At 58.4% G+C, this 13,735-nt stretch carries 13 protein-coding genes; 12 read left to right on the top strand and 1 reads right to left on the bottom strand.

The window, feature by feature from the left end; all coding sequences use genetic code 11:
- Positions 1 to 199: 199 nt before the first annotated feature.
- Entirely contained in the window at positions 200 to 2,251 is a 2,052-nt protein-coding gene (locus AAF659_RS07710; RefSeq protein ID WP_349751147.1) for a TonB-dependent receptor, read from the top strand.
- A 50-nt stretch (positions 2,252 to 2,301) separates the two neighbouring features.
- On the opposite strand, the gene AAF659_RS07705 is transcribed toward AAF659_RS07710, so the two are convergent.
- Positions 2,302 to 4,122 carry an acyl-CoA dehydrogenase C-terminal domain-containing protein gene (locus AAF659_RS07705; RefSeq protein WP_349751146.1) on the bottom strand — a complete coding sequence of 607 codons (1,821 nt, stop codon included), beginning with the start codon at positions 4,120 to 4,122 and terminating at the stop codon, positions 2,302 to 2,304.
- 165 nt (positions 4,123 to 4,287) lie between these two features.
- Here AAF659_RS07705 and AAF659_RS07700 point away from each other — a divergent pair, with 165 nt between their 5' ends.
- From AAF659_RS07700 to atpA, 11 genes are all read left to right on the top strand, one after another.
- Positions 4,288 to 4,836, top strand: coding sequence for a DUF3833 domain-containing protein (locus tag AAF659_RS07700; RefSeq protein WP_349751145.1), 549 nt, complete (start codon positions 4,288 to 4,290; stop codon positions 4,834 to 4,836).
- 284 nt (positions 4,837 to 5,120) lie between these two features.
- Positions 5,121 to 7,007 (top strand): tRNA uridine-5-carboxymethylaminomethyl(34) synthesis enzyme MnmG, encoded by a 1,887-nt coding sequence (gene mnmG, locus AAF659_RS07695; protein WP_349751143.1) that lies wholly within the window; start codon positions 5,121 to 5,123, stop codon positions 7,005 to 7,007.
- Positions 7,008 to 7,661 carry a 16S rRNA (guanine(527)-N(7))-methyltransferase RsmG gene (gene rsmG / locus AAF659_RS07690; protein ID WP_349751142.1) on the top strand — a complete coding sequence of 218 codons (654 nt, stop codon included), beginning with the start codon at positions 7,008 to 7,010 and terminating at the stop codon, positions 7,659 to 7,661. It begins immediately after the preceding gene.
- A 5-nt stretch (positions 7,662 to 7,666) separates the two neighbouring features.
- A complete protein-coding gene (locus AAF659_RS07685; protein ID WP_349751141.1) occupies positions 7,667 to 8,461 on the top strand; it encodes a ParA family protein in 795 nt (264 codons plus the stop codon).
- 46 nt (positions 8,462 to 8,507) lie between these two features.
- On the top strand, positions 8,508 to 9,386 hold the full coding sequence (locus AAF659_RS07680) for a ParB/RepB/Spo0J family partition protein (protein WP_349751140.1): 879 nt from the start codon (positions 8,508 to 8,510) through the stop codon (positions 9,384 to 9,386).
- A gap of 142 nt (positions 9,387 to 9,528) precedes the next feature.
- Positions 9,529 to 9,870 (top strand): ATP synthase subunit I, encoded by a 342-nt coding sequence (locus AAF659_RS07675; protein ID WP_349751139.1) that lies wholly within the window; start codon positions 9,529 to 9,531, stop codon positions 9,868 to 9,870.
- A 17-nt stretch (positions 9,871 to 9,887) separates the two neighbouring features.
- Positions 9,888 to 10,742 (top strand): F0F1 ATP synthase subunit A, encoded by an 855-nt coding sequence (gene atpB, locus AAF659_RS07670; protein WP_349751138.1) that lies wholly within the window; start codon positions 9,888 to 9,890, stop codon positions 10,740 to 10,742.
- 55 nt (positions 10,743 to 10,797) lie between these two features.
- Complete coding sequence (gene atpE / locus AAF659_RS07665) at positions 10,798 to 11,022, top strand: F0F1 ATP synthase subunit C (protein ID WP_077529949.1); 225 nt, start codon at positions 10,798 to 10,800, stop codon at positions 11,020 to 11,022.
- Between the two features lie 79 nt (positions 11,023 to 11,101).
- Entirely contained in the window at positions 11,102 to 11,572 is a 471-nt protein-coding gene (locus tag AAF659_RS07660; protein ID WP_349751137.1) for a F0F1 ATP synthase subunit B, read from the top strand.
- A 12-nt stretch (positions 11,573 to 11,584) separates the two neighbouring features.
- Positions 11,585 to 12,121 (top strand): F0F1 ATP synthase subunit delta, encoded by a 537-nt coding sequence (locus AAF659_RS07655; RefSeq protein WP_349751136.1) that lies wholly within the window; start codon positions 11,585 to 11,587, stop codon positions 12,119 to 12,121.
- 69 nt (positions 12,122 to 12,190) lie between these two features.
- Positions 12,191 to 13,735 carry a F0F1 ATP synthase subunit alpha gene (gene atpA / locus AAF659_RS07650; RefSeq protein WP_349751135.1) on the top strand — a complete coding sequence of 515 codons (1,545 nt, stop codon included), beginning with the start codon at positions 12,191 to 12,193 and terminating at the stop codon, positions 13,733 to 13,735.

Here is a 13,735-nt window from a genome sequence, read left to right as displayed (position 1 = left end):
GTCATTGGTTAACCAGCACTAAAAGCTGTGTAGCGGTATTTTTTAATGTAACGATATAACGTTTTATAGGTGACATATGGAACTGAAAGGTTTAATCGGAACGATACCGACACCACCGGTTGCCCACGCTGTCTTGGCCCCAGGGCTGTTGGTCCTCGCTTGCGCTGTGTCGGTACAGGCAGAGGAAACCTCCCGAACAATGGCGCTTGAGGACGTCATTGTGGAAGCTGGAACACCTTCACCAGGGTCCCCGTTGTATCAGGCGTCCCAGATCAATGTTCTACAGGGGACGGAAAAGGCTCGACGCGAGAGTGCGACATTGGGTCAGACCCTGGATCATCTGCCAGGTGTTGATACCGTCAGTGCTGGCAACCAGGTCGGAAAACCGGTTATCCGGGGGCTTTCCGGTAACCGGGTGCGTATCCTGTCCAATGGCATAGGAACAGACCATCAGCAGTTCGGCACCCGGCATTCGCCGAATGTTGAACCTTTCCTGAGTGAACGGATTGAAGTGGTGCGTGGTGCATCAAGCATCCTTTACGGATCCGATGGGCTTGGCGGAGCGGTTGATGTCAAACCTCTGCCATTGACCTTCAGCGATGATGGCGGCCGCCACAACGGCGGTCAGGCGCTGCTCGGGCACGCCACTAACAATGATCAGAATGATCTCGGGCTGAAGGGATCGAGCGAAGGCGCCAACTGGACCTTCGCGGGCGGTCTTATTCATCGCAACGCCGGCAACGTAACCGTGCCGGATGATCCTACCTTCTTTCCGCCACCCTCAAGTGATCCGAGTAAACGCCACGCTCCTGCCTACACGGGCGAGCTGGACTATACAGATTTCGAGCAACTCAACGCACAGCTTGGTGTAGGGTATAAAGCCGGTTTCGGTGAACTGCGCCTGCGTTACACCGGATGGCGTAATGAGCACAATTTCCTGCTGCCACCCCCGGCGGGTAAGAAACCACCGGCGGAAGGCTATGAGGGTGTTGGCCAGCGCCTGGAGAACGATGAGCTGCGCCTCGATGCCATGATTCCGCTGGACGGCAACTGGACGTTCAAGCCAACTCTGGCCTGGCAACGCAACCAACGTCAGTCCAACGGTGGCGGTGTGCCGAGGAACGAGCTTTTTGACGGCACCATTGATATTGAATTCGATCAGTACACCACCCGCCTCGAAGCAGAGCACGCTCAGCTCGGGGTCTTTGATGCCGGGCGTGTCGGTCTTGAATACCGGACGAAACAACAGGAATCCCGGGGCACCACTCAGCTGAGCCCTGGTGGTCAGGTTGATAACCTTGGTGTTTTTGCCTTCGAGGAACGCACCCTGGGTCGCCTGACACTGCAGGCCGGGCTGCGTCAGGATTGGACCGAAACGGTAGGCGAGAGTAGCGAGACCGCCGCGCCAACCTCATTCAACGGGCGTGACGGGAATGACTACTCGGTGACATCGGGCTCCTTTGGGGGGTCTTATGCCCTGACCGACAGACTAACCCTGGCCAGTAATGTGGGTCGGGGCTTCCGTGCTCCCAGCCTCTTCGAGCTCTACGCGGACGGCCAGCATACCGGTGTTGCGGCTGTCCAGAAGGGCAACCAGGACCTGGATGCTGAAAAATCCCTGAACACGGACCTTGCCCTGCGCTGGCGTTCCACGCGGACGGCTGCGAGCGCCACCGTCTACCGTAATGCCATCGACGATTACATCTATCTCCAGGATACCGGCAATAACGACAATGGCCTCCCTGTTTTCCGCTATCGTCAGACCGACGCCGTGCTGAGCGGTGTGGAGCTGACCGCCCGTGCGAATGTGACGGAAACTCTGGAACTGAGTACGACCTATAGCGCCGTGGACGGGGAAAACGACCGCACGGGGAACGACCTGCCGTTGCAACCCGCGGACGAACTGCAGGTGGAAGGCACCTGGACACCCAGCAGCTGGGGGCCACTGCGCAACCCCAGGGTCCGGCTCAGCCTGCGGCATAACGCCTCTAAGAAGGCCGCGCCGGGTGAACCCTTCTCCCAGTTCGATAACGCGCCTTTCGGTACTGCCTCTACGGACTCGTACACGGTTGCGGACCTCAGAGTGGGTTTCTCCATTGGCAGCAGCGTGGGTAGTCCGGTCCGGTTCAATCTTGAAGTACGCAACCTGACGGACAAGAGCTACCGGGATTTCCTGGATACCTACAAAGGGTATGCGCTGAGTCCGGGGCGTGATGTGCGCATGACCGTCAAAGTGCCACTCGGGGGTTGAAACGTAGAAAGCCGGCCCGAAGACCGGCAGGGGGAGGGGTAAAGCGTGCGTCAGTAATCGAAGGCGAATGCCTCGTTGCTGAGCTGCATCAGCGTCTCGCTGGGGCTCAGCATACTGTCGGCGTGACCCTGGGCCTGGGGCAGCATGCGTTCGAAGTAGAACGCGGCGGTCGCCAGCTTGGCGTTGTAGAAATCCTCGCTCTGGTTACCTCCTTCTTCTAGGCCCCTGCGGGCAGCCGCGGCCATGCGCAGCCACATGAAGGCCAAGTAAACGTAGCCGCTGTACATCAGGAAGTCGTGGGCGGCGGCCGAGACCATGTCGCGGTCCTTGCGCGCGATGACCATCAGGCGCAAGGTCAGCCAGTTCCACTGGGTGGCCAGCTTCAGGATCCGCCACGCCCAGGGGCGCAGGGTGCTGTCGGTGAGGTGCTTACGGGCCTCGTTGCTCATGCGCAGGGTGAACTCGCGCACCGCGCCCCCCTGGGTCATCATCAGAACCTTGCGGCCGAGCAGGTCCAGTGCCTGGATGCCGGTGGTGCCCTCGTAGAGCGTGGCGATCCGGGTGTCGCGCACGATCTGCTCCATGCCGTGTTCCCTGATGTAGCCATGGCCGCCGAACACCTGCATGCCCAGGTTGGTGGCCTCGTAGCCTTTCTCGGTGAGGAAGCCCTTGAGGATCGGGGTCAGGAAGCCGAGTTTGTCGTCGTACTTCTGGATCTTCTTCTCGTCCTTCTCCAGGTGCCCGCAGACCATGTGGTCAGCGTACTGGGCAGCGTCATAGAGCATGGCACGCCCGCCCTCGGCCACGGCTTTCTGGGTCAGCAGCATGCGGCGCACGTCGGCGTGATACATCAGGCTGTCCGCCACCTGGTTCGGTTCCTTCTTGCCGGAGAGCGCGCGCATGGAGCGGCGTTCCTTGGCGTAGGCCAGGGCATTCTGGTAAGAGAGCTCCGCGGGACCCACGCCCTGGATGGCGGTGCCGATGCGGGCCGTGTTCATGAAGGTGAACATGCACTCCAGGCCCTTGTTCTCCTCGCCCACCATATAGCCCTTGGCCTCATCGAAGTTCATGGTGCAGGTGGCGGAGGCCTTGATGCCCATCTTCTGCTCGAGCGCACCCACGGAGACGCCGTTGACTTGGGCCGCGTTGCCCTCTTGGTCTGGCAAATACTTGGGCACGATGAACAGGGAGATGCCCTTGGTGCCCCTGGGCGCTTCCGGCGTGCGCGCCAGCACGATGTGAACGATGTTTTCAGCCAGATCATGGTCGCCGGAGGAAATGAAGATCTTGGTGCCGGTAACGCGGTAGGAGCCGTCGTCCTGGGGCACGGCCCTGGTGCGGATCTGGCCCAGGTCGGTGCCGCATTGGGGCTCGGTGAGGCACATGGTGCCGGTCCAGCGGCCTTCGGTCATGGGCGTGAGGTAGGTCTGGCGCTGGCCCTCGTCTCCATGGAGCTGTAGGGTGTTCATAGCCCCCATTGACAGGCCCGGGTACATGCTGAAAGGCCAGTTGGCGGTGCCCATCATTTCCTGTTTCATCAAGCCCAGGGAGGCGGGCAGACCCTGGCCGCCGTATTCCTCCAGGCTGGAGAGCCCTTGCCAGCCGGCGGCGACGTATTGGTCGTAGGCTTCCCTGTAGCCGGAAGGCGTCTTGACCTCACCGTCTACCAGCTCACAGCCCTCCTGATCGCCGCTTTGGTAGAGCGGAGACAGGGTGTTCTCACAGAACTTGGCGCATTCACCCAGGATGGCGTCGACCATGTCCGGCGTCGCCTCGGCTCCGTTGCTCAGGGTCTGATAGTGACCCGGAAAGTCAAAGACTTCGTTGAGCAGAAAATTCATGTCGGTCAGAGGCGCCTTGTAGGTAGCCATTACGGACCCTCCCTTCAGGTAGCTGTACGACACAGTCTCAGATAGTGTTGCTTGCGGAACCAATGGCGACCTGTACAGTTGCGTACGTCGCTGCGGCCACCCACTGAACCCGGAAGGCCCTAACCACGTAAGGTCTAGAGTCACTTATTATTTGGAGATTAATTCATGGCAGCTCTTTTAAAGAGTCGGTATTTAACCCCCATTTTACTGCTCATTCTTCTCTTTATGTCCGGCTGCTCTGGACCCGCCATTAACGATTACGCGGGACAGGAGCCGGAGCTAGTGCCCAGTGAATTCTTTCAGGGCGAATTGAGTGCTCGCGGGGTGGTCAAAGATCGTTCCGGTAAGGTGATCCGTCACTTCGATGCCACCATTGATGCTTCCTGGGATGCGAATGGAGTAGGCACTCTGGATGAGGTCTTTGAGTACAGTGACGGCGAAACGGACACTCGGGTCTGGACGCTAGAGCCCAGACAGGGCGGTTATCATGCGACTGCCGGGGATGTAACGGAACCGGGTTCCATGGAATTTGAGGGTAATGCCATACACATGAATTACGTGCTGGAAGTGCCTTACGGTGACAGTACCATCAATGTCCGCATGGATGATTGGATGTACCGTGTTACCGAGAATACCGTCATCAATGAGACAGAAATGACCTATTGGGGCGTAAAGGTTGGTGAGATAGTGCTGGTTATCCAGAAACAGCCGTAATGCGTAATCTGTGGAAAAGTCTGTTTACAGAAAAGGGAGAACGCTGGAATAAAAATAAAAAACCGTTCAAAACCAGGAACCTGTATTTCCTTTAAGGCCTTTATCCCCTGTTTATTTTTGTGGATAATTTTTTGAGCGGTTTGTGATGACTAGGCGCTAGTGCTCTGTTCTTGAACGATTCCCTAAATCTGTGCAGAAAGTGGCCATCCTAGCTGCAAAGGCTTGACGCCTCGGGTTATACTTCTCGATTCATTCAAAGAATCCGGTAAGCCCTGAGGTCCAGCGTGGAATATCCCAAGCACTTCGACGTCATCGTGATCGGCGGCGGCCATGCGGGCACTGAAGCGGCGCTTGCCGCGGCCCGCATGGGGCGCGACACATTGCTTCTGACGCACAACATAGAAACCCTCGGTCAAATGTCCTGCAATCCCGCCATCGGCGGCATCGGCAAGAGTCATCTGGTCAAGGAGATCGATGCGCTGGGCGGTGCGATGGGTCTGGCCACCGAACAGGCTGGCATCCAGTTTCGGGTGCTCAATTCCAGTAAAGGCCCTGCGGTGCGCGCCACTCGTGCTCAGGCGGACCGTGCTCTGTATAAAGCCGCCATCCGGAACATGCTTGAGAACCAGCCCAACCTGCATATTTTCCAGCAGGCGGCTGAGGATCTGGTCGTTGAAGACGGCCGGGTTCAAGGTGTGGTCTCTCAGACCGGCGTAACCTTCCGCGCCCCCACGGTGGTGCTGACTACGGGCACGTTCCTGGGCGGCGTCATCCACATTGGCATGCAGAATCAGCAGGGTGGCCGTGCGGGCGATCCACCGACTATTGGGTTGGCAAAACGGCTTCGGGAGCTGCCGTTTACCGTTGGCCGCCTCAAGACCGGTACGCCCGCCCGGGTTGACGCCAAGACAGTGGATTTTTCCAAGATGGAAGTCCAGCCCGGCGACGAGCGTGAGCCGGTTATGTCCTACATTGGTAGTGCGGCCTGGCATCCAAAGCAGATGTGCTGTTATATAACCCATACCACGTCGGAGACGCACGAAATCATCCGTGGGGCCCTCGACAGCTCGCCCATGTTCTCCGGCGACATTGAAGGCGTTGGGCCACGCTACTGTCCGTCCATTGAAGACAAGGTTCACCGTTTCGCGGACAAGGGCTCACACCAGATTTTTGTTGAGCCGGAAGGTCTTAACAGCCAGGAACTCTATCCGAACGGTATTTCCACCAGCCTGCCGTTCGACGTACAGATGGCCTTCATCCGAACCATTCCTGGTTTCGAGAACGCCCATGTCACCCGGCCGGGTTATGCCATTGAGTACGACTACCTGGACCCGCGCGACCTTCACCATACGCTGGAGACAAGGTTCATCGGCGGTCTTTACCTGGCGGGTCAGATCAACGGTACCACTGGATATGAGGAGGCGGGCGCCCAGGGGCTTTTGGCCGGGCTCAATGCGGCTCTGGCCGCGCGCGGTGAGCAACCCTGGTACCCGAGACGTGACGAGGCGTATCTCGGTGTTCTGGTGGACGATCTCATCACCATGGGGGCTAAAGAACCCTATCGCATGTTCACAAGCCGCGCGGAATACCGGCTGGTACTGCGTGAGGACAATGCGGATCTGCGCCTGACTGAAACCGGCCGTAATCTGGGACTTGTGGATGACCAGCGCTGGGCGGCCTTTGAGGCTAAGCGTGATGCCATCCATGCGGAGCGCCAGCGTCTCGACCGCACTCGTGTACAGCCGGGCACCGAGGCGGCAGCTGTGGCCGACCATTACCTCAAGCAGCCGTTGAAGAAAAACCAGACCTTGTCCGATCTGCTGCGCCGGCCCGAAATCAATTACGAGGCGGTGGCTGCGATTGGTGGTGAGCGGGCTGATGATCCGGTGGTGGCTGAGCAGGTTGCCATCCAGGTGAAATATGAGGGCTACATCTCGCGCCAGGAGGCAGACATCGAGCGCCTGCGTCGGCATGAGAACATGGGTCTGCCAAAGGACCTGGACTACGACAGCGTCGGCGGTCTGTCCAATGAGGTGAAACAGAAGCTCGAAGAGACACGGCCAGAGACCATCGCGCAGGCCTCGCGTATTCAGGGGGTGACGCCAGCAGCGGTTTCACAGCTGTTGATCCATCTGAAAAAACGCGACCTCCTGCAGCAGGAAAGTGCCTGAATGAACGCGGAACGCCGTGAACTGGAGGCGGGGGCCCGGGCGCTTGGCGTCAGTCTAGTCCCGGAGACGGCGGATCGCATGTGCCGCCTCCTCGACCTGCTGGAGAAGTGGAACCGGGCCTATAACCTGACGGCTGTGCGTGAACGCATGGCCATGTGCGCCCGGCATCTTCTCGACAGTCTGACGCTGGTGCCCCGGCTCCATTCCGGTCCCCTGTTGGATGTTGGCTCCGGTGGTGGCTTTCCGGGGCTGGTGCTGGCATTGCACTCGCCAGCGAGACAGGTGACACTGCTGGACAGCAACAGTAAGAAGACCCGGTTCCTCACCCAGTGCCGGCTGGAGCTGGGTCTGGATAACATGCAGGTGGTGCATGCTCGTGTTGAAGACTGGCAGGGTGGCCCTTTCCCGCAGATTACCAGTCGCGCGTTCGCCTCATTGGCGGACATGGTACCCATGACGGCCCATCTTCTGGCGCCATACGGACAGCATCTGGCCATGAAGGGCCCGGAGGCCACTGCTGAAGTCGCGGGGTTGCCAGCGGGGTGGGACGTATTTGAAGACAGCCGTGTAGCGGTTCCGGGTGTGGATGCGGAACGGCGGATTCTGCGTATTGAACGCAGCACGGTGGATTCCACGGGCGAGACAGGAGATTGAAGGCAATGGCGCGCATCGTGGCGGTAACCAACCAGAAGGGTGGCGTGGGTAAAACTACGACCTGCGTGAACCTGGCAGCCTCGCTGGCAGCGACTAAACGCCGGGTGTTATTGGTGGATATGGACCCACAGGGCAACGCCACCATGGGTAGCGGGCTTGACAAGAACGAACTCCAGGTCAGTGGTTTTGATGTTCTGACCCGCCGCCAGGAAGCCGCCGATGTGTGCACGCAAGCGCCGGATTCCGGTTTTGATGTGCTCGCCGCCAATGGTGATCTCACGGCTGCTGAGGTCGAGCTGATGAACGAGATCGGCCGTGAGCACCGTCTACGCCTCGCTCTCAAGCCCATCACCGAGCAGTACGATTTTATCCTGATCGACTGCCCGCCAGCGCTTAATCTGCTGACAGTCAACGCCCTGGCCGCTGCAGACTCCGTCCTCATTCCCATGCAATGTGAATATTATGCGCTGGAGGGGCTGGCCGCGCTCATGGGAACCATCGAGCAGATCCAGGAAACAGTGAATCCGGAGCTGAAAATCGAGGGCCTTCTGCGTACCATGTATGACCCCCGCAACAGCCTGACCCTGGACGTATCACGTCAGCTCAGTGATTACTTCGGCGATCGGGTGTATTCGGCCGTGATTCCGCGCAATGTGCGGTTGGCGGAGGCACCCAGTTATGGCATGCCAGCACTACGCTATGATCGCAGTTCCAAGGGCGCGATCTCCTACCTGGCACTGGCAGGCGAGATGGTACGACGTAATGGCAGTGAGCAATCGCAGGACGCCGTTGCCGTCTGACGGCAGGCTCCGGACCCAGACACAGACAGGATAATCAACAACCATCATGGCATCGCGCAAACGCGGACTGGGCCAGCGAGGCCTCAACGCCCTTCTTGAAGGGTCTCAGACCAACCTAGAGGACGCCCCGGATCCGGCCATTGAGGCTGAACTGAAAGAGCTGCCCCTGGATCTTATCCAGCGCGGGCGCTATCAGCCGCGCCGGGATATGGACGAAGAGGCGTTGCAGGAGCTGGCTGAATCCATAAAGCAACAGGGCGTCATGCAGCCCGTCGTGGTGCGACCGCTTGAGAGCGGCCACTATGAACTGGTTGCCGGTGAGCGCCGCTGGCGCGCCACACAGCTTGCTGGCTTTGACCGTATTCCGGCATTGATCCGCCAGGTCCCGGACGAAGCAGCCATCGCCCTGGGACTGGTTGAAAACATCCAGCGTGAAAACCTCAATCCGATTGAAGAAGCCGCTTCCCTGCACCGTTTGCAGGAAGAGTTTGGTCTGACCCAACAGCAGACAGCCGATGCTGTGGGTAAATCGCGTACCACCATTACCAATCTATTGCGGCTCATGGGACTGGTGGAAGAAGTCCGGATCATGCTCGAGCATGGCGATCTTGAAATGGGGCATGGGCGTGCTCTTCTGGGCCTGCCAGAGCAGCAGCAAGCGCCGATCGCCCGCCAGGTGGTGAGTAAGTCATTATCCGTGCGCCAGACCGAGGCGCTTGTGCGCAAGACACTGGATCAGCCGCAGGATAATCCAAAGCCTGAACCCGAAAAGGAGGACCCCGATATCCGACGCCTTCAGGATCGCCTTGCGGATCGTCTGGGTGCCCGTGTGGCAATCAATCACGGCAAGCGGGGTAAAGGTAAAGTAGTGATTGAGTACAACAATCTGGATGAACTGGACGGCATTCTCGAGCACATCCAGTAGCGGCACAGGGCAGTCAATGGTTCGAATTTTCATCCAAATTTATTGATCCGGATCACCCAAAGCCCTATAATCTGCCCGGCTTAAACGGCCGACAAGGGTTGGCAATTTGAACATCAGGCGGCCTCCGGTAGGCCGACTCATCATGCTCCAGCTGGGAATACTGCTGCTGGTCAGCGGTCTTTTCCTTTTCGAGTCGGCGCTTGGTGCACGCTCCGCTCTGTTCGGGGGGCTCGCTCACTGGATTCCGAACAGCCTGTTCGCCCTGCGCTTTTTCCGTCATCGCGGAGCGCGGCGGGTCGGAGCGGTTTTCGCGGCCTTGATGGCAGGCGAGATGTTCAAGCTGTCCGCAACAGTGGTTCTACTGGCGGGCGCGCTAATGCTGATCCAGCCAATTAACGGGCCGGCCCTGTTTACGGGGTTCGGCACCATGATCCTCAGCCACATGCTGACGCCGCTTGTGTTCAGTAGGGTTGCACACCGATGACAGGGCGAGAGTAGAACATGGCAGGTGAATCTCCAGCGGAATACATACAGCACCATCTGACGAACCTCACCTACGGCAAACTGCCGGAAGGCTATGAGCGTGCCAACGGCACCGTGCTCGACGAAGCCACCTGGACCATTGCCAAGTCCGGAACCGAAGCCTCTGATATGGGCTTCATGGCGTTTCACGTTGACACTCTTTTCATGTCGGCATTGACCGGCATCATCTTTCTGGTCCTGTTCCGGATGGTTGCCAAAGCCGCGACCCCCGATCAGCCCGGTAAGCTCCAGAATGCCGTGGAAATGGTAGTGGAGTTCACCCAAGACCTTGTGAAAAATACCTTCCACGGGCGTAACCCAATGATTGGCCCGATCGCGCTTACCGTGTTTGTCTGGGTGTTCCTGCAGAACTCGCTCAAGCTGATACCGGTTGATTACATCCCGGCGTTGACCTCAGCGATGGGCATCGAGTACAGCAACATCGTCCCGACCACCGACCCCAACGCCACGTTTGGCATGGCTATCGGTGTGTTTCTGATGATGCTCTATTACAGCATTAAGGTGAAAGGGCTCGGGGGCTTCACCAAAGAGCTTAGCTTCTCGCCTTTCAATCACTGGTCAATGACCTGGTTCAATCTCGTCCTTGAGACCGTGGGCCTTCTGGCCAAACCGTTCTCTCTCGCGCTGCGGTTGTTCGGCAACATGTACGCGGGTGAAGTGATCTTTATCCTGATCGCGTTGCTGCCATTATGGGCTCAGTGGACGCTGCAGGTGCCTTGGCTGATTTTCCACATACTGGTGATCACGCTACAGGCCTTCATCTTTATGGTGCTCACGATCGTGTATCTGAGCATGGCCCATGAAGAGCATTAACCATCAAACTTTGATGACCCTAAACCCCTAAACCGTCGTTAAATCAGGAGTTGTTATGGAACTCGTAATCATCGCTGCCGCAATCATGATCGCCTCTGGTGCTCTGGGTACTGCTGTCGGCTTCGCCCTTCTGGGTGGCAAACTGCTTGAAACCACCGCGCGCCAGCCGGAAATGGCTGCTGAGCTTCAGACCAAGACCTTTATTATGGCGGGTCTTCTGGACGCGGTTTCCATGATCGGTGTGGGTATCGGTCTTTACCTGATCTTTGTTGTTGCATAACACCGGATGGTTGAGGGGTGGTCATGCAGTGGCTGCCCCATCGTCCCGAACGCAACGAATCGGAAAGAGGTAGAACGCCGTGAATATCAACCTCACGATGATCGGGCAGACCATTGGCTTCTTCATCTTCATTGTGTTCTGTGTGAAATATGTATGGCCGCCGATTGTTCAGGCCATGCAGGAACGCCAGAAGAAGATCGCCGATGGCCTTGCTGCCTCCGACCGGGCGAACCAGGATCTTGAACTGGCCCAGCAACGGGCAACTCAGGAACTGCGTGAAGCTCGCGACGAAGCGGCTGCAATCGTGGAAAAGGCGAACAAGCGCGCCAACCAGATTGTGGAAGAGTCCAAAACCGAAGCCCGCGAACAGGGTGACCGGCTGCTGGCTCAGGCCCGCGACGAGATCGAACAGGAGCGCCAGCAGGCGCGCGATGCGTTGCGCGCTGAAGTAGCCAGCCTTGCCATTGCCGGTGCGGAAAAGATTCTCGAATCTTCCGTCGACGCCAAGGCCCATAGCGAGATGCTGGATAAGCTCTCCGCGGAACTGTAGACGAGGTCCAACATGGCAGAGTCAACGTCACTCGCCCGACCCTATGCGCGGGCGGCATTTGAGGCGGCACGCGATAGTGGTCAGTTCGATGACTGGAGTCAGTCGCTCAATCTGCTGGCGGCCATCACCAGCGATGGCCGCATGGCCTCGGTCCTGCGGCATCCGGGCCTCAGCGCCCAGGAAAAGATCCAGCTCATCCGGGACGTTTTTGAAAACCCGCTCCCGGAGCCGGTTGAAAACTTCATCCAGATCATGGCTGAAAACCGCCGGTTGCCTTTGTTTCCATCTGTGGCAGCGATTTTTGCAGCCTACCGCCATGAGCATGAGCGGATTGTGGACGTTACGCTAACCACCGCCTTTGAATTGACCGATGAGCACAAGCAACGGCTCACTCAGGCTCTGGAGAAGCGTCTGGATCGCACGGTTGAACTCAGTGTTCAGACCGATCAGTCCATCATCGGCGGCGTGGTTATCAGTGCGGGTGACGAGGTCATCGACGCTTCGCTGCGCGGGCGCCTGAACAGGCTGTCGAATGCCATGGGCGCCTGAGTCCGCCAGGCATGGCAGGCACCGAATTCCGACACGCGGTCATTTGCAGAATATTTTGAGGACACAGGCATGCAGCAACTGAATCCATCCGAAATCAGCGAGATCATCAAGAAGCGCATCGATAAGCTCGATGTGTCTTCTGAAGCTCGCAATGAAGGGACGATCGTTAGCGTTTCCGACGGCATCGTCCGCATCCACGGTCTCGCCGACGTTATGTACGGTGAGATGGTTGAGTTCCAGAACGGCAACTACGGCATGGCCCTGAACCTCGAGCGGGATTCGGTCGGCGCCGTTGTGCTTGGTGAGGACGAGGGCCTTGCGGAAGGTCAGACCGTGCGTTGCACCGGACGCATTCTCGAAGTACCGGTAGGCCGCGAGCTTCTCGGCCGGGTCGTGGATGCCCTGGGTAACCCTATCGACGGTAAGGGTGAGGCGGCAACCACCGAGACTACGCCAATCGAAAAGGTTGCGCCTGGTGTAATCGCCCGTGAAGAAGTGAATCAGCCGGTCCAGACTGGCCTCAAGCCGATTGATACCATGGTTCCCGTAGGCCGTGGCCAGCGTGAGCTGATCATCGGTGACCGCCAGATCGGTAAGACCGCTGTGGCCGTTGATACCATCATCAACCAGAAGAACAGCGGCATTAAGTGCATCTACGTGGCGATTGGTCAGAAGCAGTCCACCATTGCCAACGTTGTGCGTAAGCTTGAAGAGCATGGCGCCATGGATAACACCATTGTTGTTGCTGCAGGCGCCGCCGACCCGGCATCCATGCAGTTCCTGGCGCCCTATGCCGGCACCTCCATGGGTGAATTCTTCCGCGACCGCGGTGAAGACGCACTCATTGTTTACGATGACCTGACCAAGCAGGCGTGGGCCTATCGTCAGATCTCGCTGCTGCTGCGTCGCCCGCCGGGTCGTGAAGCTTACCCAGGGGATGTGTTCTATCTTCATTCCCGCCTTCTGGAACGCGCCTCCAAGGTCAACCCTGAATACGTTGAGAGGGCGACCAATGGTGAGGTAACTGGTAAGACGGGATCACTGACGGCGCTGCCGATCATTGAAACCCAGGCCGGGGACGTTTCCGCCTTCGTACCGACCAACGTGATCTCTATCACCGACGGTCAGATCTTCCTGGAAACCGATCTGTTCAACTCCGGCATCCGTCCGGCCATGAACGCCGGCATTTCAGTTTCCCGTGTGGGCGGCTCCGCGCAGACGAAGATCATGAAAAAGCTGGGTGGTGGCATCCGTCTGGCGCTGGCGCAGTATCGCGAGCTTCAGGCCTTCGCCCAGTTCGCTTCGGATCTTGACGAAGCCACGCGTAAGCAGCTGGAGCATGGTGCTCGGGTTACCGAGCTGATGAAGCAGCAACAATACGCGCCCATGTCCGTTGGTGAGATGGCCACGGTACTGTACGCCGCCAACGAGGGTTACCTTGAGGGCGTGGATGCCAAGCAGATCGTGGCATTTGAAAAGTCGCTCATGGACTATATGCGCACGGAACAGTCCGAGCTTCTGGCCAAGATCAATGAGTCCGGTGATCTGAACGACGAGGTTAAAAGCGGCCTCAAGTCAGCGCTGGAGAAGTTCAAGTCGACCCAGAGCTGGTAA

The organism is Salicola sp. Rm-C-2C1-2, assembly GCF_040196175.1.
Taxonomy (GTDB): domain Bacteria; phylum Pseudomonadota; class Gammaproteobacteria; order Pseudomonadales; family Oleiphilaceae; genus Halospina.
Note: the sequence above shows the minus strand (reverse complement) of the source record. Positions and strands in the feature narration are given on the sequence as shown.

Excerpts from the sequence above, each read along its gene's own strand:
- AAF659_RS07710 (WP_349751147.1), top strand. The coding sequence starts at position 200 with ATGGCGCTTGAGGACGTCATTGTGGAAGCTGGAACACCTTCACCAGGG.
- AAF659_RS07705 (WP_349751146.1), bottom strand. The coding sequence starts at position 4,122 with ATGGCTACCTACAAGGCGCCTCTGACCGACATGAATTTTCTGCTCAAC.
- AAF659_RS07700 (WP_349751145.1), top strand. The coding sequence starts at position 4,288 with ATGGCAGCTCTTTTAAAGAGTCGGTATTTAACCCCCATTTTACTGCTC.
- rsmG (WP_349751142.1), top strand. The coding sequence starts at position 7,008 with ATGAACGCGGAACGCCGTGAACTGGAGGCGGGGGCCCGGGCGCTTGGC.
- AAF659_RS07685 (WP_349751141.1), top strand. The coding sequence starts at position 7,667 with ATGGCGCGCATCGTGGCGGTAACCAACCAGAAGGGTGGCGTGGGTAAA.
- AAF659_RS07680 (WP_349751140.1), top strand. The coding sequence starts at position 8,508 with ATGGCATCGCGCAAACGCGGACTGGGCCAGCGAGGCCTCAACGCCCTT.
- AAF659_RS07675 (WP_349751139.1), top strand. The coding sequence starts at position 9,529 with ATGCTCCAGCTGGGAATACTGCTGCTGGTCAGCGGTCTTTTCCTTTTC.
- atpB (WP_349751138.1), top strand. The coding sequence starts at position 9,888 with ATGGCAGGTGAATCTCCAGCGGAATACATACAGCACCATCTGACGAAC.
- atpE (WP_077529949.1), top strand. The coding sequence starts at position 10,798 with ATGGAACTCGTAATCATCGCTGCCGCAATCATGATCGCCTCTGGTGCT.
- AAF659_RS07655 (WP_349751136.1), top strand. The coding sequence starts at position 11,585 with ATGGCAGAGTCAACGTCACTCGCCCGACCCTATGCGCGGGCGGCATTT.
- atpA (WP_349751135.1), top strand. The coding sequence starts at position 12,191 with ATGCAGCAACTGAATCCATCCGAAATCAGCGAGATCATCAAGAAGCGC.